This is a genomic window from Aeromonas sp. Marseille-Q7275 (assembly GCF_965119515.1).
The window spans coordinates 49,495-71,211 of the sequence record NZ_CBCPLW010000024.1; the positions used below are offsets into that span (position 1 = coordinate 49,495).

19 protein-coding genes and 1 riboswitch are annotated in these 21,717 nt (G+C 64.1%); of the genes, 5 read left to right on the forward strand and 14 right to left on the reverse strand.

Annotated features, from left to right (window positions below; genetic code table 11):
- Positions 1-4: 4 nt before the first annotated feature.
- Positions 5-1,657, reverse strand: coding sequence for a cellulose biosynthesis protein BcsG (bcsG, locus tag ACWPWQ_RS18615; protein ID WP_454010488.1), 1,653 nt, complete (start codon positions 1,655-1,657; stop codon positions 5-7).
- A gap of 396 nt (positions 1,658-2,053) precedes the next feature.
- Here bcsG and ACWPWQ_RS18620 point away from each other — a divergent pair, with 396 nt between their 5' ends.
- Positions 2,054-3,250 (forward strand): amino acid aminotransferase, encoded by a 1,197-nt coding sequence (locus ACWPWQ_RS18620; protein ID WP_454010489.1) that lies wholly within the window; start codon positions 2,054-2,056, stop codon positions 3,248-3,250.
- A 115-nt stretch (positions 3,251-3,365) separates the two neighbouring features.
- Positions 3,366-4,292, forward strand: coding sequence for a LysR family transcriptional regulator (locus ACWPWQ_RS18625; protein ID WP_454010490.1), 927 nt, complete (start codon positions 3,366-3,368; stop codon positions 4,290-4,292).
- Between the two features lie 14 nt (positions 4,293-4,306).
- Here the strand turns inward: ACWPWQ_RS18625 and ACWPWQ_RS18630 are convergent, their stop codons facing one another.
- The 7 genes from ACWPWQ_RS18630 to ACWPWQ_RS18660 all read right to left on the reverse strand — a co-directional run bounded on the left by ACWPWQ_RS18630 (position 4,307) and on the right by ACWPWQ_RS18660 (position 11,112).
- Entirely contained in the window at positions 4,307-4,630 is a 324-nt protein-coding gene (locus ACWPWQ_RS18630; protein ID WP_139439607.1) for a DUF1820 family protein, read from the reverse strand.
- Positions 4,631-4,748: 118 nt separating this feature from the next.
- The gene (locus tag ACWPWQ_RS18635) at positions 4,749-5,651 is read right to left on the reverse strand and encodes a YjjW family glycine radical enzyme activase (RefSeq protein ID WP_454010491.1); all 903 of its coding nucleotides are present in this window, start codon (positions 5,649-5,651) and stop codon (positions 4,749-4,751) included.
- The gene (locus tag ACWPWQ_RS18640; RefSeq protein WP_454010492.1) at positions 5,641-7,167 is read right to left on the reverse strand and encodes a YjjI family glycine radical enzyme; all 1,527 of its coding nucleotides are present in this window, start codon (positions 7,165-7,167) and stop codon (positions 5,641-5,643) included. Before ACWPWQ_RS18640 ends, ACWPWQ_RS18635 begins: the two co-directional genes overlap by 11 nt.
- 115 nt (positions 7,168-7,282) lie before the next feature.
- Positions 7,283-7,624 (reverse strand): AzlD domain-containing protein, encoded by a 342-nt coding sequence (locus ACWPWQ_RS18645; RefSeq protein WP_454010499.1) that lies wholly within the window; start codon positions 7,622-7,624, stop codon positions 7,283-7,285.
- 2 nt (positions 7,625-7,626) lie between these two features.
- Positions 7,627-8,340, reverse strand: coding sequence for an AzlC family ABC transporter permease (locus tag ACWPWQ_RS18650; protein ID WP_139439611.1), 714 nt, complete (start codon positions 8,338-8,340; stop codon positions 7,627-7,629).
- A 120-nt stretch (positions 8,341-8,460) separates the two neighbouring features.
- Positions 8,461-8,937 (reverse strand): L,D-transpeptidase family protein, encoded by a 477-nt coding sequence (locus tag ACWPWQ_RS18655; RefSeq protein ID WP_041206757.1) that lies wholly within the window; start codon positions 8,935-8,937, stop codon positions 8,461-8,463.
- A gap of 324 nt (positions 8,938-9,261) precedes the next feature.
- Positions 9,262-11,112, reverse strand: a complete 1,851-nt coding sequence (locus ACWPWQ_RS18660) for a M3 family metallopeptidase (protein ID WP_454010493.1) — start codon at positions 11,110-11,112, stop codon at positions 9,262-9,264.
- 293 nt (positions 11,113-11,405) lie between these two features.
- Here ACWPWQ_RS18660 and ACWPWQ_RS18665 point away from each other — a divergent pair, with 293 nt between their 5' ends.
- The 3 genes from ACWPWQ_RS18665 to ACWPWQ_RS18675 all read left to right on the forward strand — a co-directional run bounded on the left by ACWPWQ_RS18665 (position 11,406) and on the right by ACWPWQ_RS18675 (position 15,560).
- Positions 11,406-13,091: a methyl-accepting chemotaxis protein gene (locus ACWPWQ_RS18665; RefSeq protein ID WP_283942481.1), complete on the forward strand. Its 1,686-nt coding sequence runs from the start codon at positions 11,406-11,408 to the stop codon at positions 13,089-13,091.
- A 262-nt stretch (positions 13,092-13,353) separates the two neighbouring features.
- Positions 13,354-13,439, forward strand: a riboswitch (cyclic di-GMP riboswitch).
- Between the two features lie 65 nt (positions 13,440-13,504).
- Positions 13,505-14,929 carry an N-acetylglucosamine-binding protein GbpA gene (gbpA, locus tag ACWPWQ_RS18670; protein WP_342058983.1) on the forward strand — a complete coding sequence of 475 codons (1,425 nt, stop codon included), beginning with the start codon at positions 13,505-13,507 and terminating at the stop codon, positions 14,927-14,929.
- Positions 14,930-15,029: 100 nt separating this feature from the next.
- On the forward strand, positions 15,030-15,560 hold the full coding sequence (locus ACWPWQ_RS18675; protein ID WP_454010494.1) for a cytochrome b: 531 nt from the start codon (positions 15,030-15,032) through the stop codon (positions 15,558-15,560).
- 86 nt (positions 15,561-15,646) lie between these two features.
- On the opposite strand, the gene cbl is transcribed toward ACWPWQ_RS18675, so the two are convergent.
- The 6 genes from cbl to ACWPWQ_RS18705 all read right to left on the reverse strand — a co-directional run bounded on the left by cbl (position 15,647) and on the right by ACWPWQ_RS18705 (position 21,478).
- Complete coding sequence (gene cbl / locus ACWPWQ_RS18680; RefSeq protein ID WP_454010495.1) at positions 15,647-16,594, reverse strand: HTH-type transcriptional regulator Cbl; 948 nt, start codon at positions 16,592-16,594, stop codon at positions 15,647-15,649.
- Positions 16,595-16,710: 116 nt separating this feature from the next.
- Positions 16,711-17,778, reverse strand: coding sequence for a sulfate/molybdate ABC transporter ATP-binding protein (locus ACWPWQ_RS18685; protein WP_202047812.1), 1,068 nt, complete (start codon positions 17,776-17,778; stop codon positions 16,711-16,713).
- Between the two features lie 74 nt (positions 17,779-17,852).
- Positions 17,853-18,746, reverse strand: a complete 894-nt coding sequence (gene cysW / locus ACWPWQ_RS18690) for a sulfate ABC transporter permease subunit CysW (RefSeq protein ID WP_454010496.1) — start codon at positions 18,744-18,746, stop codon at positions 17,853-17,855.
- Positions 18,743-19,582: a sulfate ABC transporter permease subunit CysT gene (cysT, locus tag ACWPWQ_RS18695; RefSeq protein ID WP_005332419.1), complete on the reverse strand. Its 840-nt coding sequence runs from the start codon at positions 19,580-19,582 to the stop codon at positions 18,743-18,745. Before cysT ends, cysW begins: the two co-directional genes overlap by 4 nt.
- A 279-nt stretch (positions 19,583-19,861) precedes the next feature.
- A complete protein-coding gene (locus tag ACWPWQ_RS18700; protein ID WP_265437017.1) occupies positions 19,862-20,437 on the reverse strand; it encodes an RBBP9/YdeN family alpha/beta hydrolase in 576 nt (191 codons plus the stop codon).
- Positions 20,438-20,476: 39 nt separating this feature from the next.
- Positions 20,477-21,478, reverse strand: a complete 1,002-nt coding sequence (locus tag ACWPWQ_RS18705) for a sulfate ABC transporter substrate-binding protein (RefSeq protein ID WP_454010497.1) — start codon at positions 21,476-21,478, stop codon at positions 20,477-20,479.
- Between the last annotated feature and the right edge of the window lie 239 nt (positions 21,479-21,717).

Consider the following 21,717-nt stretch of genomic DNA (forward strand, 5'->3'; position numbering starts at 1 on the left):
GGTGTCATAGGGGATAGGGAACCCAGTCCCCCTCCCCCAGCTTGATGTGGTACTTGCCCTGATATTCGAGCACGACCGAGCCCTGGTTCTCCGAGACCGCAGGGGTCTCGGGCAACCCCTTGAGCAGCTCGTCCCAATCTATGGTGGCACTGCCGAAGGTGTTGCCGCCGACCAGGCGCGAGATGAGCTCAGAGATGGCCAGGAAGCTGCTGGGTGTGTCTATGGCCTTGGTCGCTCCATGGCCGCCCTTGGCACCGATCAGGGCAACCCCGACCGGCACCTGGGTGATGCTGGGACTGGGAATGTCCCGCAGACCGGCCATCTGCATCTTGTCGCCGGCGATGGCCGCCCCGTGCTCGGGCACCAGGATCACCGCCACCTTGCGACCAGACTGCTCCAGCGAGGTGAGGAACTGATCCAGTTGATCGAGCAGGGTCTGCAGTCGCGCCTTGTAGGGGGCAATCTGGCGGGTGGCCGCGTAGCGGTTGCCGTCGTGCAGGGCGATGAGGTTGAAGAAGGTCACATTGCGTTCGGCCTTGCTCTTCTGCCGCTCACTCAGCCAGCGGGCGAACAGGGCATCATCCCGATAGATGGGCTCCCCATCGAAGGAGGCGAGATCGTGGGGCATCCCCTCCTTGCTCATGAGGGGGACATCCAGGCTGGCATACTGCTGCAGATCCTTGAGGTAGTTGCCGAATGCCCCCGAGTGATCCATGGCGACCTGCTTCTCAAACCCGAGCTGGGCCAGGTTGTCGAACAGTAGGCACTGGCTGGGCGCTGTCGTGTAGAGCCCCTGATGGCTGGTCTGTCCGCAACTGGCCCGCAGCAGCCGGATGGAGCTCGGGCCGCTGTAGGAGGTGGCCGAGTTGAAGTGCTTGAACATCAGGTCCAGGTGGCGACCTATGGGGTGAGCCATCAGATCGCTGGCCGTCACGTCGCTCCAGGCCAGGGAGCAGATGTTGATGATGAGCACGTCGAAGGGGGCTGCATCCGCCGGCAACTGCTGCGGGAAATCCACGACCCTGTCCCGCTCCTGCGCGTAGAAGCTGTCGAGGTAGGCATTGAGATTCTGGTTGGTCGGCGGCGCGCTCTGATCCAGCTGCTCCGCCATGGATACCTGCTTGTCCTCAGGCTCGGCCGCCGGCTCGCTGCCCTTGTCGGTGCTGGCGACCCGGGTTGCCTGCGAAGCAAAGGGATCCCCCACCAGGGGCGAGAGCCACAGCCAGAGCAGGGCCAGCAGGATCCAGGGGGTGAAGCGCAGCCACTGGGCGATGAACAGATAGAGGGTCAGCATCACGAAGCCGGCGCCGACCATCTCCCAGTTGATGAAGCGGCCGAGCAGCTCAAGCCAGTAATCCAGGGTGAAGGAGAAGACCTGCGCCCCCTGGGCGCGAATGCTCTCCATGCCCGGCAGCCAGGTGTCGTGATAGAAGATCCCCACCCCGACAGGCAGTGCCAGCCAGTGCCGGATGCGCCGCAGCCCAGCCCGGGGCAGAGGGAAGATCAGGAAGGCGGCAAACACCAGATTGATCAGGGGATGGAAATTGAGGTAGCCCGCCCAGAGCAGGGCAAACTTGGCAAGGAAATAGATATTCCAGTCACCCAGGCCGTGCCAGTCCAGCCAGGGGGAAGAGGCATTAGAAACGTGTCGAGTCATCGGCGATGGGTCACCCGTTATGGTGGGCCCCGCAATGGGACCCAGGCACACTGCAATGTGTTGTCAGAAAATTCTCGGTTTATTATGCAACTGATCACTTGTCTCAGGTGGCCCTGCATGAGCTCCTGGCAACCGGGTGACTCTCATGATTGAGTGCCATATGCACGACAATGTTATCCAAGTGACACTATAAAAGGCATCCTCAGCGGCCAAAATGGGGGGGATTAATGTCATGGCTGGCAGATTCTGCAGGAACCACGCCGCCCGCTTGCTACGACAACAGCTGTCATCCTTGCCGCCATGCCGAACAACTTGAGGCCACTTCCAGATTACGCCATGATAACGGCCCCGGCCCAGGGCCGGCGAAAATTGGACAGTCAACTTCAAGGACCCCCCATGTTTGAACACGTCGATGCCTATGCTGGCGACCCCATACTCACGCTCGTCGAGACCTTCCACAAAGACACCCGCGAGCAGAAGGTGAACCTGGGGATCGGCCTCTATTACGACGAGCAGGGCCGCATTCCTCTGCTGCCCTCGGTGCAGCAGGCCGAAGCCCAGCGCGCAGCCGCGCCGGCGCCGCGCCCCTATCAGCCGATGGAAGGGGCCGCCAACTACCGCACCGCGGTACAGCACCTGCTGTTTGGCGCCGATCACGAGGCGGTCAAGGCGGGTCGCATCGCCACCATCCAGACCATAGGCGGCTCCGGCGCCCTGAAGATCGGCGCCGATCTGCTCAAGCGCTACTTCCCGACCTCCGAGGTGTGGGTCAGCAATCCGACCTGGGACAACCACAAGGCCATGTTCGAGGGGGCCGGCATCAAGGTGCACGACTACCCCTACTACGATGCAACCACCGGCGGCGTGCAGTTCGACGCCATGATCGACTGCCTCGGCACCCTGCCGGCGAAAAGCATCGTGCTGCTGCACCCCTGCTGTCACAACCCGACCGGGGTGGATCTCTCCCGCGCCCAGTGGGATCGGGTGATCGCCCTGGTGGTCGAGAAGAACCTGATCCCCTTTATGGACATCGCCTATCAGGGCTTCGGCGACGGGCTGGAAGAGGATGCCTACGCCATCCGCGCCATGGTGGCCGCCGGTGTCAGCTTCTTCGTCAGCAACTCCTTCTCCAAGAACCTCTCCTTCTACGGCGAGCGCTGCGGCGGCCTGTCGGTCATCTGCCAGGATGCCGAAGAGGCGAGCCGGGTGCTGGGCCAGATGAAGGCCACGGTGCGCCGCAACTACTCCAGCCCCCCCACTCACGGTGGCCAGGTAGCCGCGGCCGTGATGAGCCAGCCCGAGCTGCACGCCCTCTGGGTCGGCGAGGTGACCGAGATGCGCACCCGCATCAAGGCCATGCGCCAGAAGTTGTTCGAGGTGCTTAGCGCCAAGGTGCCGGGCCGCGACTTCGGCTACTTCATCAGCCAGCGCGGCATGTTCAGCTACACCGGCTTCACGCCGGAGCAGGTGGATCGCCTGCGCGAGGAGTTCGCCGTCTATCTGGTGCGCTCAGGCCGCATGTGCGTGGCGGGCCTCAACAGCCGCAACGTCGACTATGTGGCGGACGCCATGGCCGCCGTGCTCAAGGGCTGATCCCCGCAAGCCCCGCTCAGGCGGGGCTTTTTGTTTGCTCCGGCTGGAGGGGCAATCCCTGCGGCCGGACGCCCCCCTCATCCTCGCCCGCACGGGCTTCATCCCGGGAGGTTTCATGGATCTCATCGCGCTCTCACGCCTCGGCGGCCGCCATCTGGTGACCCTGCACCTGCTGCTGGACACCCAGAGCGTCACCCGCAGCGCCGAGCGCCTCTGCACCACCCCCTCCACCGTCAGCAAGACCCTCAACCAGCTGCGGGAGCTGCTGGGGGATCAGCTGCTCTACCGCCAGGGCAACCAGCTGTTGCTGACCCCCTTTGCCGAGCGGCTCGGCCCCAGCCTGCGCCGGCTGTTGAGCGAGCTGAACGGCCTCACCAGTCCGGAGGGCTTCAACCCCGCCAGCTGGCAGGGGGAGCTGAATCTGGCGATGCGGGAAAGCAGCATGATCTGGCCCATGGGGCCCGTGCTGGGGAAGTTGATGCGGGAGGTGCCCGGGCTGGTGCCCGTCATCTGGAACAAGGATCAGCAGGGACTGGCGGCGCTGGCGGCGGGCAAGCTCGACTTTGTGATCCTGCCCCACGATCAGAGCCAGCCCCTGCCCAGCCAGCCTGGCCTGGTATGGGAGACGCTGCGGGAAGACAAGCTGGTCTGCCTGCTGCGCGCGGATCATCCGGCGCAGGATCAGCCCTGGGATCTGGATGCCTACTTAAGCTGGCGCCATATCGTCATTCGCGACAGCGAGCTGGCCGACCCCTTCTTCGAGCAGAGCCTGGCCCAGCGCCAGGTAAGGCGCCTGATTGGTGCCACCCTGCCGGACTTTGGCAGTGCCGCCGCCCTGCTGCGCCAGAGCGATCTCATCCTCACCGCCATCGACGGCTGGGCCGGGCAGGCCAGGCCGTCCGGGCTGGTGAGCCGGCCCGTCCCCTTCGATTACGGCGCCGTGACCCACAGCCTGGTGTGGTACGGCCCCCTGGGGGAAGATCCAGCCCTACAGTGGTTCCGCCAGCGGATCCTGCAGCTCGCACGGGAGCTGGATGCCTGAGAGTGCCGGGCGGCTCAGGGCTTCTTGGTGTAGATGGGGCTCGGGAAGGAGGCGACGTTGTTGCCAAGCTCAGTGATGCGGGCAGCCCCCTGCTTGCGCACCTGATCGATGCGCAGCACCTGGTGCATGGGGATCAGGGTGCGGTTGACGTCGGCAAACTCACTCTTGAGCTTCTCGTGGCTGGGATCGACGATGAGCGCAGTGTGGTTGTCCCACACGAAGTTCGCGATCTCGATGAAGCCAAACAGCTGGCCCTGATTCACGTCCCTGACATAGACCTCGTAACGCTCGTTGTGACAAATAAACTGCACTCGATAAATGGCGTTGGCTTCACTCATGGGTATCTGTTGATGGTGGGCGGTTTTCCCATTCTAGCCGCCACGTTGCGCACACCAAATAGACAGACTTCACAGTTGCGTCATATCGGGTCTCAGGAGGCAGAACATTCGGTTCCCGTCACAGCGGCGGCAGGGAAACAGGGCCAAATCCTTTCACCTTCAATGCGTTGGACAACCTCTCAAGCTCCTCCATGGCGGCCTCCTGCCAGAGCGTCGCCTCCCCGCGCACCCCGTGATGGCGAAAGCCGTTGAGACGAATGGGCACGGGTCCCAGGCTTTGCAGAAAGCTGGCCAGGCCCGCCCCCAGCTTGCCATCGGCATCGATGAAATCAGTGCGCCCCGGTACCTGGAGCAGCCGCAATTCCGCCAGCTTACCCGCCCGCGCAAGCAGTTGCAGCGAGGCCAGCACCCGCTCGCGGCCCTGACCGGTGAGAGAGTGATGCACCGACTCGCGCCACCCCTTGAGATCGATCATGGCGCCGTCCAGCACCGGCAGCAGCCGCTGCCAGCCCGTTTCGCCAAGGGAGCCATTGCTGTCGAGCAGGCAGCTCAGGTGGGCCAGATCCGGCGCGGCCTTGATGGCCGCAAACAGGTCGATCACGAACGGCAGCTGGGTGGTCGCCTCGCCGCCGGAGACTGTGATGCCGGTGAGCAGCGGGCCGTAGCGACGCAGCAGGGTCAGCACCTCTGTCACCGACATCTGGTGGGTCTTGGGGCTGGCGCTGCGGGGACAGGCATCCAGGCAGCGGTCGCAATGGGTGCAGAGCGACGCCTGCCAGCGCACTCTTCTCTCGCCAGGGCGGCCCTCGACCAGCGTCAGGGCCCCGCTCGGGCAGCCGGGCACGCAGTCGCCACAGTGATCGCACAGCCCTATGGTGTGGGGGTTGTGGCAGCCAGGGCAGCGAAAGTTGCACCCCTGCAGGAAGAGCACCAGCCGGTTGCCCGGCCCGTCCACGCAGGAGAAGGGCAGCCAACGACTGACCGTCGCCACGCGCCTCCCCTTGTCATCCTCAGTAGTCACACAGGCTTGCCTCAAGGCCCAGCACCCGCGGCGCCCGCTGGCGGATCCCGGTCAGCTCGCTCGCCTCGGCGCCGAGGCAGGTGGTCTGCAACCGCGACCCTTCGGCGGCGAAGCGGGCCAGGTCGCTCTTGCGGATCATGTAGCCGGTCACCCGCACCAGATCGCTGTCCGCCACGTTGGCACTGAATTCGCGCATGCCGAGGACGAAGGCCCCCTTGCAGAGCTGCAGCAGCGCCTGCGGGTTCTGGCGGATACTGGAATCCAGGGTCAGGATCTCGCTGATCCCGGAGTGGTAGTAGCCGTGGTGCGGGGCCAGGGCCAGCAGGTGGCTGGCGGGATCCGGCTCCTCCCCATAAGGGATGCGCACCCCGGGGGTGACCCCCTTGTCCAGGCTGAGCCCGCCCTGGGAGTGCAGCAGGGCACGCCCGCCCCAGGCGTGGGGCTGGGGCCGGGCCGTCACCCAGGCCGAGAGCCGGGCCGAGATGCGATGGCCGAGCTGGTTAGCCCCCTCGTCGTGGCCATAGCGTCCGGGCAGCCCCGCCTTATCCATCAGCAGGTTCACCGCCTCCGCCATGCCAAAGATGCCGAACATGGGGACGAAACGCGCCTCCTCGATCAAGCCCTCCTCCACCAGGAAGCTGGCGAAGAAGCCGGACTCTTCGTGCAGGAAGGCGGCCCTTGCCTCGATGAGCCGGGAGGCCTGCTCGCAGTAGTGGGGGAGCCAGCGCGTCATGAACTCCTCGAGGTCGGCGCTCTGTTCGGCCATCCCCTTGAGGGAGAGGCGCACCAGGGTATTGGCGCCGCCCCCGAGCGGCAGGGCGTTGTAGCAGCTGACGATGCCAAAGCCGCGCTCATCGAAGGTCTCCCTGTGGATCGGGTAGTTGACTATGTGGGGCTTGCCGCACAGGGCGATGTTCTGCACCCCCTGCATCAGCAGGCTGTCCGGGGTCTGTGCGGGATCGTGAAACAGGCTGAGGTTCGGCGCCACCTGCCTGAGTTCGCCGTCGATGCGCAGGATCAGGCGGCAGAGACGGTTGTCGTCAGGGCCTATGTTGACGTGCATGAAGGCATCCGGCAGCACCCTGTCCAGATAGATCCAGAAGCCTTTCAGCTTGCGATACAGCGTCTCGTCATCCAGCTCCCCGACGAAGGGCAGCAGCAGGTGATCGAGGCGCCCCAGCCAGACCGGCATGCCGGTGACCGAGGGCACATGGTGATAGAGGATGCGCAGGGCATCCAGGGCTTCGTCGAAATCCCGTGGCGGCGCCAGCTCCAGCCAGGGGGAGCCCTGGCGCAGGAACTTCTGGTAGTCCGGCAGCACATAGCGCGGCTTGTAGGGGGCATGTCCCTCGAACATGTCGCACAGCACCCCTTGCGCCATCGCCTCGGCCACCTCGGCAGGCAGCGCGGGATAGGGCAGCGCATTCTCGGCGGCGAGCGCCAGGGCATGGCTCTTCTGAGCGGGTGAGAGCAGGGGGTCGCGCACGATGCGCTGGCAGCTGGCGGTGAGGGACATGGGAAACTCCTTGGCGGATGATTCCTAAATCCTCACACTCGAGAGGCCTTTTTTGAAGTGACATTCATAACATAACGGATGTCTGATAGAGACATCCGTTAGGCGGGATCACGGCTCAGCTCAACCAGGGCAGCAGCGCCGCCAGTCCCCCCTGCCAGCGCAGCAGGAAGAAGCCCCCCATGCCGACCACCACCACCACCAGGGTCGGCAGCCGCAGCAGGGTCAGCACCGTCACCAGCAGGGTCGCGGCCAGGTAGTCCGGATCCCACTCTAGTCCCTTGTCCGGCTCATAGCTGAAGACGATGGGCAGCCAGATGGCGGTCAGCACCGACTGGGCCGAGAAGCTGAGGAAGGCCCCCATCTCGGCACCGGGCTGATAGCGGGTCAGCCGCGAGAAGAAGGCGAAGCGGTTGAAGAAGGTGATCAGGGCCAGCAGGCCAATCATCAGCCAGCCCATGGTCATCTCCTCATCCGGTGCAATACATAGCCCACCACCATGCCGGCCAGGGCCGAGATGATGATGTGGATCTCCGCCAGCAGCGGCTTGGTGAGCAGCGCAGTGCCGCCGCTCACCACAGTCGCCGCCACCATGGGCAGGTTCTTCATGGCGGGTATGGTCATGGCGATGAAGGTGGCGGCGATGGCAAAGTCCAGCCCCATCTTGTCCAGCCCCTCGATGTACTGGCCGGCGGCGATGCCGAGCAGGGTCGCCAGGTTCCAGAACAGGTAGAACACGAAGCCCGCGATCAGGGCATAGGCGGGGTTGAAGACACCGTGGCGCTCCCTGTCCTTGAGTGCCACCGCGAACATCTCGTCGGTCAGGAAGAAGGCGAGGCTGGCACGCCAGCGCAGGGAGAGCGGCAGCACGTCCCGGCGGAAGGTGAAGCCGTAGAGCAGATGCTGGGAGGTGATGACCATGGTGGAACCCATGATGGGCAGCAAGGGGGTGCCTGCCCCGAACAATGTGGTGGCCGAGAGCTGGGCGGCGCCGGCATAGACCAGCAGCGACATCAGCTGGGCCTGCACCGGACTCAGGCCCGCCTGCAACGCCAGGGCGCCGCACAGTATCCCCCAGGGGATCACGGAAATGGAGAGGGGGAGAATATCCAGGGTGGCGCGCCACCAGAGCACGCCCGTGCGCTCGGGCGCGGGGAGGCTCGTTCCTGACATCATGGGATCATCCTTGTGACTTCCAACGCGAGCCGGAAAAACTAGCACGGCGCGGGATGGGCTGTCACGCCATCCAGGGCGGAAATAAAACGCCCGCTGGGCAGCGGGCGTGAGGGGCGAGGATCAGGGCTCGATGATGATGGGGGTGCCAGGCTCGACGGCGTTCCAGATCTCGTCCATCTCGTGGTTGAGCACGGCGATGCAGCCATTGGTCCAGTTGGACGGCTGTACCCTGCGATCCCCCATGCGGTTGAGCTGACCATGGATCATGATCATGCCGCCCGGGCGCACTCCCAGCTCGTTGGCACGCTTGATGTCGTCCAGATTCGGGTAGTTGATGTGGATAGCCTTGTAGAAGCCGGAATTGCTCTTCTTGTAGTCGAGGGTGTAGCGCCCTTCCGGGGTACGCTGATCCCCTTCCTGCAGCTTGTGCCCCTTGGGAGCCGGACCCAGGGCGACCCAATAGCGCTTGACCGGCTTGCCATCCTTCATCAGGGTCAGGCTATAGCTCGACTTCTTGACCACCACCATGTCGGCGGACAGGGTGGCAAAACTCAATGCGGGCCACAGCCCCAGCAAACACAACAATACGGCTCTCAATTTCCATCCCTCGACAAGCCTTCAGGGCTTTGTATTTAGCTAATCATCTGAATGTCGCCACTCTCTGGCGGCGAGCGAGCGCCATGATATGGGATCGCCGTGAATACTCAATATATCCAGAGAAACATATCTGTGACCCGCCTCGCCAGCGCTCAGCCAAAGCCTCTGCGCATCACCATAATTAATAGCCAAAACAGATAGATGGCGCAAAAAACAGGCACATCTTGCGCCGCGGCCAAGATCCCGTCCCGCCTCGCCAGGCTTGCTTCCCGCTGAAATGAACAAGCCCTGCCGATGGGCAGGGCTTGCTGGTCGAGGAGTGTCTCACCGGGCGGCGGCGGGCTCGCGCTGATAATGCTGGCGGATCCAGGCCTCGAAGTCGGCCAGCATGCGGGTCTCCGATTCGAGGTTGTCGGCTATCAGCTCGGCGCCGTGCATCACCCGGATGTGGGCGTCGAGGGGCGTCCCCTCCCCTGCCAGCGGGCGCTGGCTCGCCGCCGTCATGCAGGCTGCGGCCGTCGCCCACGCCTGTGCCACGCTCTGGTTGCACGCCTCGGCCAGAGGAGCGGCGCTGAAGCCTTCCCCAGTGAGGCTCCTGAGCGTCTCATCGTGGGTCATGCCGTTGCCCGGCCCCCAGTAGTGGGCGGCCAGATCCGGCCCGATGCGCGGGTTGTCGGTGAGGTAGCCGTCGCGCCCCAGGAAGTAGGCACGGGTCTGCTCCACCGCCATCAGCGCCAGCAGGTAGCCGTGATAGGCGCAGGCCGACTCCTGATTCAGCAGGTGCGGAATGGCCAGCAGCGGGCGCGGGCTCTCCACCCCCAGGATCTGGCGCTCCCAGCGACGGGCCAGCGCCAGCACCGCCTCGGGAGTGCGCTCGCTCTCTGCCATGGCGTAGAGATCCCGCTCGAAGTAGGCCACCAGCGCAATCTGGCGCTCGTTGAAGGCCCGAAACGGCTGGCGCGCCTCTATCATCCCCTTGATGAGATCGTCGGGAATCGCCTCCCCCGCCGCGTTCCTGGCATAGCCCTTGAGCCAGTCGGCGTCGTCCAGCAGGCTGTCGCAGAACATGGACTGGGTCTCGGCATAGGCCATGGAGGTGGGCGGAAACTCCTGGGAGAAGCAGGGGGCGTTGCCGGTGACGTTGGCAAAGTGCGCCGCATGGCCCCCCTCGTGGAACAGGGTGTTGAGGCCGCTCCAGCCGCTGCCCACCTGGGCCGGATCCGCCAGGCTGGTGAAGTTGACCACCGCCGGGACCCACTCCCCCTCCTGCCAGAAGCTCGGCACCGGGCCATGACAGAAGCCGTTCTCGTATTTTCCCTCCCGGGTCAGCAGATCCAGGGTCAGGGTGGCGCCGCGATACTGGATGCCGAGGCGGCGGAAGCTCTGGACCCAATCCTTCAGCGCCCGGGAGAAGGGCACATAGGGGTCGAGCTGGCGGGTCACGTCGCCGCTCACGCTGTAGCGCAGGTTGTGGGGCAGCAGGGCCGCCTCCCCCTTGGCGGATTTCAGCTCCGCCAGGCTCTGGTGCACCCGCTGCTCGGTGCGGGCGATGAAGTCGTCGAGCACGGCGAACAGCTGCTCCGGGCTCATCTGCTCGTTCTTGTGCACCTTGTAGTCGAAGTAGTCCCGATAGCCCATGGCCCGGGCGAAGCGGTTGCGCAGGGCCACCACCTCGAGAAAGCCGTTGCCGACCACCCACTGCTCCAGGGTATGGAACATGGCGAGCGCACTCTGGCGCACCGCCTCGTCGCTACTGGCGGCCAGCGCCGTGCTGGCGGCGGGCAGGCTGCCGGCCACTTGTTGGCCCTGCTCGTCCAGCAGGGTGAGCTTGAGCCCCTTGCGGCGGGCGAACAGATCCGCCTCGGCGGCCACCAGCTCGTCCATCAGGGCGGCGGCGGCCGGATCTTCGATGACGTTGCATTCGAAGAAGGCTATCCAGCCTCCCAGACCGCGCTTGAGCTCTTCTTCCTCGGCCTGGGCCAGCATCTCCCGCAGCACCAGCAGACGAGCAGGATCGGCGCAGAACGCCTTGTAGGCCTGCTCGGCGGCGGTGAAGCCGGCCTGATCGTCGCTGATGCCCATGTAGGTGGACCAGAACAGATCCTCCTTGCGCCTGTGTACTCGCAGGTAGTCGGCGTTGAGCTGGTTCAAGTAATTCCTGGCAATGGAACTCATAAATTCCCTCTTGTTATGGGGCGGCCACGGGGGCGCCCACTCCTTTTTGGTGAAATGCCAACTCATTCACACTTCCTGCAAATAGAGCCGGCAAATGGTGCGCCGGGATGCGCCAGACCACGCTACCAAAAGCGAGGGTTTCTGTCTGCTGGCTATACTGGTTGCCAACACACTCAATTGGCAATCAACCATCACAACCTCTTGAAAGTTAAATAAATGTTAAACGCAAAACAATCAAGGCCAGCCAGCTGACTGGCCCTCACCAGATCCGCACGGGAAAGAAGGAAAAGACTATGTTCAAGCTCGGTGATATCGCCGTGAGTCGCAAACTGATGCTGCTGCTCTCGGTGGCGCTGGTCGGCTTCATCGCACTGCTGCTCATCTCCGCCAGTGCCCTGCATCGCAACCTGATGAGTGAGCGGGAAGCCAGATTGCAGGCGGTGCTGGATCTCGCCATGAGCCGGATCCAGACCCTGGCCGCCACCCTGCCCGCCCCAGAGGCCCAGGCACAAGCCAAGGCCATGCTCGACAGCATGCGCTTCGATGGGGACAACTATCTGTTCGTGCTGGACGAGGATCGCCACGTGGTGGTGCACCCTGCCAAGCCCGAGCTGGTCGGCCAGCAGATGGGCGGAACGCCCGCCGAATCCCACTGGCAGCGCATGGTGGATCTCGGCAAGGGCGGCCATCAGGGCCGCCTGGAGTACCAGTGGCTCTCCCCCTCCGGTGAGGCGGCCCAGAAGATGTCCCTGGTGGCCGGCTACCAGCCCTGGGGCTGGATCCTGGGATCGGGCGTGCTGCTGCAGGACATTGAGGCCACCATCTGGTCCCAGTATGAGCTGATGGGAGGGGCCACCCTGCTGGTGATCCTGCTGATGGGGTGGCTTGGAGTGGCCATCAGCCGATCCATCGTCAGGCCGCTCGCCGAGATCAAGGGGGCCATGGCCCAGGTGGCGGCCGGGGATCTGGTGGTGAGCATCCCGGTGCATGGCAAGGATGAGCTGGGGGCCGTCGCCACCAGCACCAATCAGGGGCTGGACGCCATTCGCCGCGCCCTGCTGGAAGCCAGCCAGGGAGCCCGCAACGTGGCGGATGCCGCCCTGCGCATCGCCGCCTCCGCCGAGCAGACCAACCAGGCGGTCAACAGCCAGCGGGATCAGCTGGCCCAGCTCGCCACCGCCATGAACGAGATGAGCGCCACCATCTCGGATGTGGCGGGCCACGCCGAGAATACGGCCCGCGACACCCGGGACGCCACCAGCGAGGCCGGGCTCGGCAACGAAGACGTCCACGCCAGCGTGCACGGCATCCAGGCGCTCGCCACCGAGGTGGAGCAGGCTACCCATCAGGTCAATCGACTCAAGGAGGGGGTGATGCAGATAGGGGAGGTGACCGCCGTCATCAGCGCCATCTCGGATCAGACCAATCTGCTGGCCCTCAACGCCGCCATAGAGGCGGCCCGGGCCGGCGAGCAGGGTCGCGGCTTCGCCGTGGTGGCCGACGAGGTGCGCCAGCTGGCCAGCCGCACCCGCCACTCCACCGAGGAGATCCAGAGCACCATCACCCAGTTGCAGCAGCGGGCGGTGACCGCCGCCAGCGCCATGGATGCCAGCCGCAAGCTGGCGGAGAGCAGCGTCGGCCAGTCCGAGAAGGCGGGGCAGGATCTCTCCCTCATCGTCAACCACATCCAGCACGTGAGCGACATGGCGACCCAGATCGCCACGGCGGCGGAGCAGCAGAGCATGGTGGCGGAAGACATGAACCGCAACGTCAACGGCATCAACGACTCGGCGCTCGAGATGTCCCAGGCCGCCTCCCAGCTGGCCCAGGAGAGCGAGCTGCTGGCCGGACTGTCGCGCAGCCTGGACGAGCGGCTGGCGGTGTTCAGGCTCGGCAATGGCCTCCCCCGGGATCTGGCGCCCGGTCAGGCCCTGCGCCCCTCGTCCACCCGCCGCACAGACCAGTACCCGCACCACTGACCGTCTGACACAGTCCCATCCCCTGCCGGCCTCGCCGGCAGGGGATTTTTTCATTGATGAAAAATGTCGCGATTTTGCATCTTTTGACAGAGCTGGCGAAGCAAAACCCAACTTGATGAATTAAATATAATTTTAAAAACAGAGTGTTAAGTGTTTGCTCTACTCCGATGAGGTCAAGCTGTAAAGATTTACACTTAATAATTTAATCAAAAGAAGCCATCATGGTGGCGCCGTCCTCAAGGGCGGCACCCTGACCCTTTATGTAGTCATTTGGCAAACTGGTTGAAAGGCCAGGACGCAAAGCCTCCGGTCTAAAGACATGTCGTCCAGGATAGCGGGGTTGCCACACCCAGGTGTGTCACGGGGAATTCCCCTGCCAACTTGACTGCCCACATCACCGAACAGAGGAATGTATGGCAGCAAAAATTCAACTCAATCATGTGGCCGCGGCGCTGGCGCTGCTGGCCAGCGGCGGCGTGCTCGCCCACGGTTACATCAGCCAGCCGGAAGGGCGCAACTATCTGTGCAAGACCGGCGGCAACAGCCAGTGTGGCGCCATTCAATGGGAGCCCCAGAGCCTGGAGGCGCCGTCCGGCTTCCCCGATGGCGGCCCCGCCGACGGCCAGATCGCCTCGGCCGGGCATCCGCAATTCGGTGAACTCGATGTCCAGACCAGCGATCGCTGGACCAAGCGCCAGGTGCAGGCCGGGCCCTTCGCCATCGGCTGGACCTTCACCGCCAACCACGTGACCCGCAACTGGCGCTACTACCTCACCAAGCAGGAGTGGAACCCGAACCAGCCCCTGACCAGGGACTCCTTCGATCTCAATCCGTTCTGCGTCATCGACGGGGGCATGGTGCAACCGCCCAAGCAGGTCACCCATCAGTGCACCCTGCCGGCGCGCACCGGCTACCAGGTCATCCTCGGGGTCTGGGAGGTGGGCGATACAGCCAACAGCTTCTACAACCTCATCGACGCCCAGTTCGATGGCGGCACCCAGCCGCCGCTGACCTGGAGCCAGGGCGGGACCATCTACCCCTCCACCGATCTGGTGGTCGGCGACAAGGCCAAGACCCGGGTATTCGACGCCAACGGCGAGCGCACCGATCTGCAGACAGTGCTGACCATAGGCTCCGCCGAGCAGGGTCAGAAGAACAACTGGGCCCACGATCTGGCCGCCAGGATCAACGCCGAGCAGAGCCAGATCCGCGCAGGCCAGCAGGGCACCGATGGCCAGTTCAACCCGGTCTACGGCCAGAACCCCGTCTACCTGAAGGCGGGCAGCAACCTGCAGCGGGTCGAGGTCCAGCTCGAGCAGCAGCAACCCCCGGTGGGCAACAGCATCAGCGTAAGCGGACTGGAGAGCGAATACCTGCTCGACAACGGCAAGGTCACCCTCAACTTCACCGTCACGGCCGAGGGGGATCTCGCGGTCACCAACACCCTGTATGACCATGGCGGCGCCGCCAAGGGCCAGACCGGCGCCGACATCAAGGACAGCAGCCAGAGCTTCACCATGGCGGTCGGCGGTCTGAGCGCCGGCCACCACCAGCTGGTGATCGAGGGCAAGCCGAAGGCGGGCGGTGCCCCCCTGCAGCAGACCCTGGACCTGATGTTCAAGGATCCCGCCAGCGGCGGTGACTACCAGTACAGCTTCCCGGAGGGACTCAAATCCTATGCAGCAGGCACCAAGGTGCTGCAGCCGAAAGATGGCAAGATCTACCAGTGCAAACCCTACCCCTACAGCGGCTGGTGCACCATCTGGACCAGCACGGCGACCCAGTATGAGCCCGGCGTGGGCACCAACTGGCAGGATGCCTGGACCCTGGTGAACTGATCCCCCGCAAGCAGAAGAGGCCCGAGCGGCCTCTTTTTTGTGCCTGTCATCCGGGCTCACGGTGCCTCTCTGCACCCTAGGCCCCAGTCGGAAAAATCCCATGACGAAAGACTACTATGACCCCCTGAGCCGCCTGCTGCACTGGCTGATGGCCGCCGTCATCCTCTACGCCACCCTGGCGGGCTACCTGATGCACCTGGTGATCGACAGCCACCCCAGGCTGTTTCAGTTTCTGTCGGTGTTGAACATGTCGATGGCGACCCTGATCACCCCGCTCTTCCTGCTGCGCTGGGGCTGGCGGCACTGGCGCGCGCCCCTGCCCGAAGATCAGACCCAGCCTCACCATCCCGCCGCCAGGCTGGCGCACGCCCTGCTCTACGGCCTGATGTTTGTGGTGCTGCTGAGCGGCTTCCTGATGCTGGAGCAGGGCTACTCCCTGTTCTGGCTCTACCCGGTCGCCAACCCGATCGGCTCACCGGAGATCAACGCCTTCTTCTTTGGCGTCCATCGCCTCGGCTGCCTGGCGCTGGCTGCGCTGGTCCTGCTGCACGTGGCCGCCGCCCTCTACCATCACAGGATCAAGGGGGATCGCACCCTGTATCGCATGCTGGGTCCCCAGAGCGAGCGCTAACCAATGAGCGAGGCTCTCTGGCTGAAGCGTCGAATAAGCAAGCAGGGAGCCAAGGGCTCCCTGCTTTTTCAGACCATGCGCCCCATTCAGATCTGGTAGTCGAGCAGGGGCTCGTTGCTCATGGCCCTGGCCTGGATCTCCGCCAGCGCCAGCTCGGGGTTGCAGAGCTGGATGAACTGCCAGGTGAAGTTGTGCTGGAACTGCCCCTGCTTGAGGCCGATCCAGGCGGTGTGGGGCGCAAACAGCCGGCTGCCGTCGAGCTGCACCAGCCCCTTGTCCCGCTGGGGATCGAACGCCATGTCCGCCAGTATGCCCACCCCCATCTCCAGCTCGACATAGGTCTTGATGACGTCGGAGTCCTGGGCGGTCAGCAGGATCTGCGGATATATCCCCGCCTCGGCGAAGGCCTCATCCACCCGCACCCGCCCCGTCAGGCCCGCCTGATAGGTCACTATGGGCCAGTGGGCCAGGGCCGCCAGGGTGAGCTCCCGCTCGGCGGTGAGGGGGTGCTGCTCCGGCACCACTATGTTGTGGTGCCAGCGGTAGTAGGGAAACGCGACCACCCCTTCGCTCTTGTCGAGCTGCTCGCTGCTGATGCCGATGTCCACCTCGCCGGTCTGCACCAGCCGCACTATCTCCTCCGGGCTGCCCTGGCGCAGCTCCAGTTGCACCAGGGGGAACTGCTCGCGAAACGCCTTCACCACACGGGGCAGGGCATAGCGCGCCTGGGTGTGAGTGGTCGCTACCAGCAGCCGCCCCGAATCCCGGTTGGCGAAGGTGCTGGCCAGTTTGCGGATATTGTCGGCGTCCCCCAGGATGCGCTCGGCGATCACCAGCAGCTCCTTGCCCGGCTCCGTCATGCCGAGCAGCCGCTTGCCGTAACGGATGAAGAGCGCGAGCCCCAGCTCCTCCTCCAGCTCGCGGATATGGCGGCTGACCCCGGACTGGGAGGTAAAGAGGGCATTGGCCACCTCGGTCAGGTTGTAATCCCGCCGCGCCGCTTCCCGGATAATGCGTAATTGCTGAAAATTCACCTCATCGCCTCCTGCGCTGAGTGGCGGTGGATGCTGCCACCGTCCTCTTGTTATTGGATGGCCGGATCAGAGTCCGGCTGCAAGCCTGAAAAGAGTCTCGTCTTGGGCGCTCGCCCTCAAATCTGGTAGTCGGGATAGAGCTGCGCATGTCGGGCCACCAGACGCACCCCCTGGCCGGGGGCGAAGGCACGGGCGGCCTCCTTGCTCAGCTCGGCCTCGTAGTGAGCCCCCCTGGTCTCGCCATCCCCGCGCAACTCCACCCGGATCCGCGGCCCCATGGGCAGCAGACGGGTGATGGTGGCGCTGATGCCACCCGGTGCATCCGCCGGCAATATCTCCAGCTCGTGGGGGCGCACATAGGCGATGGCCGCACTGCCCTGTGCCAGCTGGGAGCTGATGGGGCCGCCCAGCTGCTGCTCACCTATGCCAAGCCCCTGCCCGGCCACCCGGCCGCGGAACAGGTTCACGCTGCCGAGGAAGCTGTGCACGAAGGCGGTGGCGGGCTGGTCATAGACCTCGGCCGGGGTGCCGATCTGCTCGACCCGGCCTGCGTTCATCAGCACCACCCTATCCGCCACCTCCAGCGCCTCCTCCTGATCGTGGGTCACGAACAGGCTGGTGACGTGCAGCTCGTCGTGCAGCTCCCGCAGCCAGCGGCGCAGCTCCTTGCGCACCTGAGCGTCGAGGGCGCCGAACGGTTCGTCCAGCAGTAGCACCTTGGGCTGCACCGCCAGGGCGCGCGCCAAGGCGACCCGCTGGCGCTGGCCACCGGAGAGCTGGGTCGGATAGCGCTCGGCCACGTGGCTGAGCTGCACCAGATCCAGCAGCTCCTTGACCCGGGCGCGGATGCTGGCTTCATTCGGCCGATCGGAACGCGGCTTGACCCGCAAGCCAAACGCCACGTTCTCGAACACCGTCATGTGCCTGAACAGGGCATAGTGCTGGAACACGAAGCCGACGTTGCGCTCGCGCACGTGGAGATCCGAGGCATCCTCGCCGCGGATGATGACGTTGCCAGAGTCGGCCTGCTCCAGCCCGGCGATGATCCGCAGCAGCGTGGTCTTGCCGCAACCGGAGGGGCCGAGCAGGGCGACCAGCTCGCCGTCGTGAAAATCGAGGTTGATGTCGGCCAGGGCCGCGTACTGATTGAAGTGCTTGTTGAGTCCTTGTACCTGAATGCTCATGGCTGCCTCTCTAAACCGTTAAACCGGATTCATGGTTATCCGGGCTGGCCTGCCAGCAGGCAGACCAGGCCATATCAATGGGACTGGGTGGGCTGAGTGCGCAGCCGGGCCAGCAGGGTCTCCCCCAGCAGGGTGAAGATCCCGAACAGGGCCAGCAGGCTCGCCACCGCGAAGGCGGCACCGGTCTGGTACTCGTTGTAGAGGATCTCGATGTGCAGCGGCAGGGTATTGGTCTGGCCGCGAATGTGGCCGGAGACCACGGAGACGGCGCCGAACTCCCCCACCGCCCGGGCGGTACAGAGCAGCAGACCATACATCAGGCTCCAGCGGATGCCGGGCAGGGTGACCCGCCAGAACATCTGCAGGCCGCTCGCCCCCAGCATGATGGCGGCTTCCTCCTCTTCCGGCCCACGGGCCTCCATCTGGGGCAGCAGCTCGCGCACCACGAAGGGCACGGTAATGAAGGTGGTCGCCAATATGATCCCCGGGGTGGCGAAGATGATCTTGATGTCGTGCTCGCTCAGCCAGTCGCCGAACCAGCCGCGGCTGCCGAACATCAGCACGAACATCAGGCCCGCTATCACCGGGGAGACCGAGAACGGCAGATCGATGAGGGTGATGAGCAGTTGCCGGCCCGGGAAGCGGAAGCGGGCTATGGCCCAGGCGGCCGCCAGCCCGAACAGCAGATTGAGGGGCACGGAGCAGAGGGTCACCAGGGCGGTCAGGCCGAGGGCGCTCAGGGCATCCGGCTCGCTGATGGCATGCCAGAAGAAGGCGAGGCCCGGGCTCAGGGCCTGGATAAAGACGGTGGCCAGCGGCAGCAACAGCAGGGCGGCGAACCAGCCCAGCCCGACGCTGATCAGCAGCCACTTCACCCAGGCGGGCTCACGGGTCACGGCAGGCTGGCGTACCTGAGTGGCAGGCGCCCCATCGAGGGCCAGATCCAGGCTTGCGTTGGATGCGTTCATATCCGGCTTCCTCCGATGCGTGCCCAGCTCCAGGCCTGCAACTTGTTGATGATCAACAGCAAAACAAACGAGATCAGCAGCATGACGGAGGCGATGGCCGAGGCACCGGCATAGTCATACTCCTCCAGGTGGCTCATGATCATCAGCGGCGCGATTTCCGACACCATCGGCAAATTTCCGGCGATAAAGATGACGGAGCCGTACTCCCCTACCCCGCGGGCAAACGCCAGGGCGAAGCCGGTGAGCAGCGCCGGGATCAGGGTAGGCCACAACACTCGCGCGAAGGTCTGCCAGCGATTGGCGCCAAGGCTGGCGGCGGCCTCCTCCTGTTCGGTCTCCGCCTCCCGCAGCACGGGCTGCAGGGTGCGCACCACAAACGGCAACCCGATGAAGGTGAGGGCGATCACCACCCCTATGGGGTTGTAGGCGAGCTCGATGCCAAAGGGGGCAACCCACTGACCTATCCAGCCGTTGGGCGCGAAGATGGCGCACAGGGCAATGCCGGAAACCGCGGTCGGCATGGCGAACGGCAGGTCGATGAGCGCATCCACCAGGCGGCGACCGGGGAAGCTGTAACGCACCAGCACCCAGGCCAGGATCAGCCCAAACAGGCTGTTGAGCAGGGCGGCGACAAAGGCGGCCCCGAAGCTGAGGCGAAAGGAGGCGAGCACCCGGGGGGAGCCTATCACCTGCCAGAACTCGGTGGCCGTCAGGTTGTTGACCGCGAACAACACCAGCGCCGAGAGGGGCAACAGCACCAGTATGCTCAGGTAGAGCAGACTGAAGCCCAGGGTCGGCCCCAGACCAGGGAGGACGGAATAAGAACTTAATCGCATAACACATCCGTTTGTTATAAAAACTTTCGATACGCTGATTCTGCTCACGACTGCCAGTGACAACAAACACCAATAACGCCTTTGCTAAGCACCTTTTTATCTAACAACGGCAAACCAGGGCCTTTAGAGCGATAAATAGAAAAAAAGGTCTTTTATATAAATAAAAGACCTAACAAACGGAGCGGTGAAACCTGAACTGTGGAGACAGTCACTATGGGATCAGGGTGGCGAGCCTGTCTGATATCTTGCGGGAACTCTCCTTGTCATATGGGCAGAGGGTCAGCGGAAGCTGAGGGCAGCCCGCCTGCCCCATTCGGTCGAGGCGGGATCCACCACCATCTCGGCCCTGTGATGAAGGGTGTTCAGCAGGTTGAGCCCCTGACTCCACTCCCCATGACCGGACTGGGCATTGATGTGGCCCACCTCGCCGGCATCGAACAGCGGCACCTGCCACTGGCGACTCCAATACTCGGCACGTTCGAAGCTCATCCAGGGGTCGTTGCGGCTGGCGACAAGCTGGGCGGACACCTTGATGGAGCCCGCCAGCGCCTCGTCCGGGATGCCGAAGCGGGCCGGATCCGCAGGTGCCACTATCAGGATGGAGGAGACCTTGTCCGGTTGCAGCCGGGCGGCGGCAATCGCCGTCAAAGCGCCGAAGGAGTGGGCCACCAGGTGGACCCGGCTGCGGCGGCTTCTGAGCTTGCTCGCCAGCTTGGCGCTCCAGACCGTGAGGTCGGGCTTGTCCCAGGGCAGACCCAGCATCCGCTGCCACTGGGGAAATTGCTGGTGCCAGCGACTCTGCCAGTGATCCGGCCCACTGTTATGCAGACCGGGAACCAGAAGGATCTTGTTCATCATGGTGCTCCTATCTGTTGTCACAGGGACCCGTCACCGTTAGCGGCCCGGTTGGTAAATCTGGTCGAACAGCCCGCCTTGGGCGAAGTGCTTCTTCTGTGCCTTGTCCCAATCCCCTTCCAGATCCTTGACGGTAAAGAGCGCCAGCTGCGGGAACTGGGCCGATGTCTCCTTGAGGATCGCCGGGTTGCTCGGGCGATAATGGTACTTGGCGATGATCCGCTGCCCCTCGTCGGAATAGAGGTAGTCAAGATAGCCCTTGGCGACCGCTTCGGTGCCGTGCTTCTTGGCTACCTTGTCCACCACGGCAACGGGGGGTTCGGCCAGGATGGAGACCGAGGGCACCACGAGCTCGAACTTGTCGCTGGTTCCCGGCTGATTGAGCACCAGCAGGGCTTCGTTCTCCCAGGCCAGCAAGACGTCGCCGAGGCCCCGCTCGATGAAGCTGGTGGTGGCGCCCCGGGCGCCGGAATCCAGCACCTTCACGTTCTTGAACAGATCGCCGACAAACTGTTTGGCTCCCTCTTCAGTGCCGCTCTTCTTCAGGGCATAGCCCCAGGCAGCCAGGTAATTCCAGCGCGCACCGCCGGAGGTCTTGGGGTTGGGGGTCACGATGGCGACATCTTTGCGAACCAGATCGCCCCAGTCCTTGATCTGCTTGGGGTTGCCCTTGCGCACCAGGAAGACGATGGTGGAGGTATAGGGAGACGCATTGTTGGCAAGGCGCCCCTCCCAATCGCTGGCGGTAAGACCCGCCTTGGCCACGGCATCGACATCATAGGCCAGCGCCAGGGACACCACGTCCGCCTCCAGGCCGTCCACCACGGCACGGGCCTGCTTGCCGGAGCCACCGTGTGACTGGCTCACCACCACATCATCCCCCGTCCTGGCCTTCCACTCCTTGGCAAAGGCGCTGTTGTATTCCTGGAACAGCTCGCGGGTCGGATCATAAGAGACGTTGAGCAGGCGCACCTCGGCCGCATTGGCCTGGCCGAGTGCCAGCAGAGAGAGCAGGGTCAGGGCGGTCATTCGCAATTTCATGGTGATACTCCATATCGTTGGGTTGAGTACAGAATGCCGCCTTCCACATATATCAGGAAGAAAGAAAAAGCGCTTTGCTTATCTCTTTTACGCATATTAGGCCAATCACCAACCCACGCTAACAGCCTCGATCAAGCCCCTTTATGCCCCTGCTCGCCCAACTCGCCACTCATCACCGTCAGATTGCAGGTACGAAAAAGCCCAGTCTGTTGACTGGGCTTGCCGACTCGCGTGCTGAA

What these genes read in the sequence shown, in the direction of transcription:
- ACWPWQ_RS18625 (WP_454010490.1), top strand. Translation starts at nt 3,366, where the DNA reads ATGGATCTCATCGCGCTCTCACGCCTCGGCGGCCGCCATCTGGTGACC.
- cysT (WP_005332419.1), bottom strand. Translation starts at nt 19,582, where the DNA reads ATGCGATTAAGTTCTTATTCCGTCCTCCCTGGTCTGGGGCCGACCCTG.
- ACWPWQ_RS18620 (WP_454010489.1), top strand. Translation starts at nt 2,054, where the DNA reads ATGTTTGAACACGTCGATGCCTATGCTGGCGACCCCATACTCACGCTC.
- ACWPWQ_RS18645 (WP_454010499.1), bottom strand. Translation starts at nt 7,624, where the DNA reads ATGGGCTGGCTGATGATTGGCCTGCTGGCCCTGATCACCTTCTTCAAC.
- ACWPWQ_RS18675 (WP_454010494.1), top strand. Translation starts at nt 15,030, where the DNA reads ATGACGAAAGACTACTATGACCCCCTGAGCCGCCTGCTGCACTGGCTG.
- ACWPWQ_RS18705 (WP_454010497.1), bottom strand. Translation starts at nt 21,478, where the DNA reads ATGAAATTGCGAATGACCGCCCTGACCCTGCTCTCTCTGCTGGCACTC.
- ACWPWQ_RS18640 (WP_454010492.1), bottom strand. Translation starts at nt 7,167, where the DNA reads ATGTCCCTCACCGCCAGCTGCCAGCGCATCGTGCGCGACCCCCTGCTC.
- ACWPWQ_RS18650 (WP_139439611.1), bottom strand. Translation starts at nt 8,340, where the DNA reads ATGATGTCAGGAACGAGCCTCCCCGCGCCCGAGCGCACGGGCGTGCTC.
- ACWPWQ_RS18685 (WP_202047812.1), bottom strand. Translation starts at nt 17,778, where the DNA reads ATGAGCATTCAGGTACAAGGACTCAACAAGCACTTCAATCAGTACGCG.
- ACWPWQ_RS18660 (WP_454010493.1), bottom strand. Translation starts at nt 11,112, where the DNA reads ATGAGTTCCATTGCCAGGAATTACTTGAACCAGCTCAACGCCGACTAC.
- cysW (WP_454010496.1), bottom strand. Translation starts at nt 18,746, where the DNA reads ATGAACGCATCCAACGCAAGCCTGGATCTGGCCCTCGATGGGGCGCCT.
- ACWPWQ_RS18665 (WP_283942481.1), top strand. Translation starts at nt 11,406, where the DNA reads ATGTTCAAGCTCGGTGATATCGCCGTGAGTCGCAAACTGATGCTGCTG.
- bcsG (WP_454010488.1), bottom strand. Translation starts at nt 1,657, where the DNA reads ATGACTCGACACGTTTCTAATGCCTCTTCCCCCTGGCTGGACTGGCAC.
- ACWPWQ_RS18630 (WP_139439607.1), bottom strand. Translation starts at nt 4,630, where the DNA reads ATGAGTGAAGCCAACGCCATTTATCGAGTGCAGTTTATTTGTCACAAC.
- gbpA (WP_342058983.1), top strand. Translation starts at nt 13,505, where the DNA reads ATGGCAGCAAAAATTCAACTCAATCATGTGGCCGCGGCGCTGGCGCTG.
- ACWPWQ_RS18700 (WP_265437017.1), bottom strand. Translation starts at nt 20,437, where the DNA reads ATGAACAAGATCCTTCTGGTTCCCGGTCTGCATAACAGTGGGCCGGAT.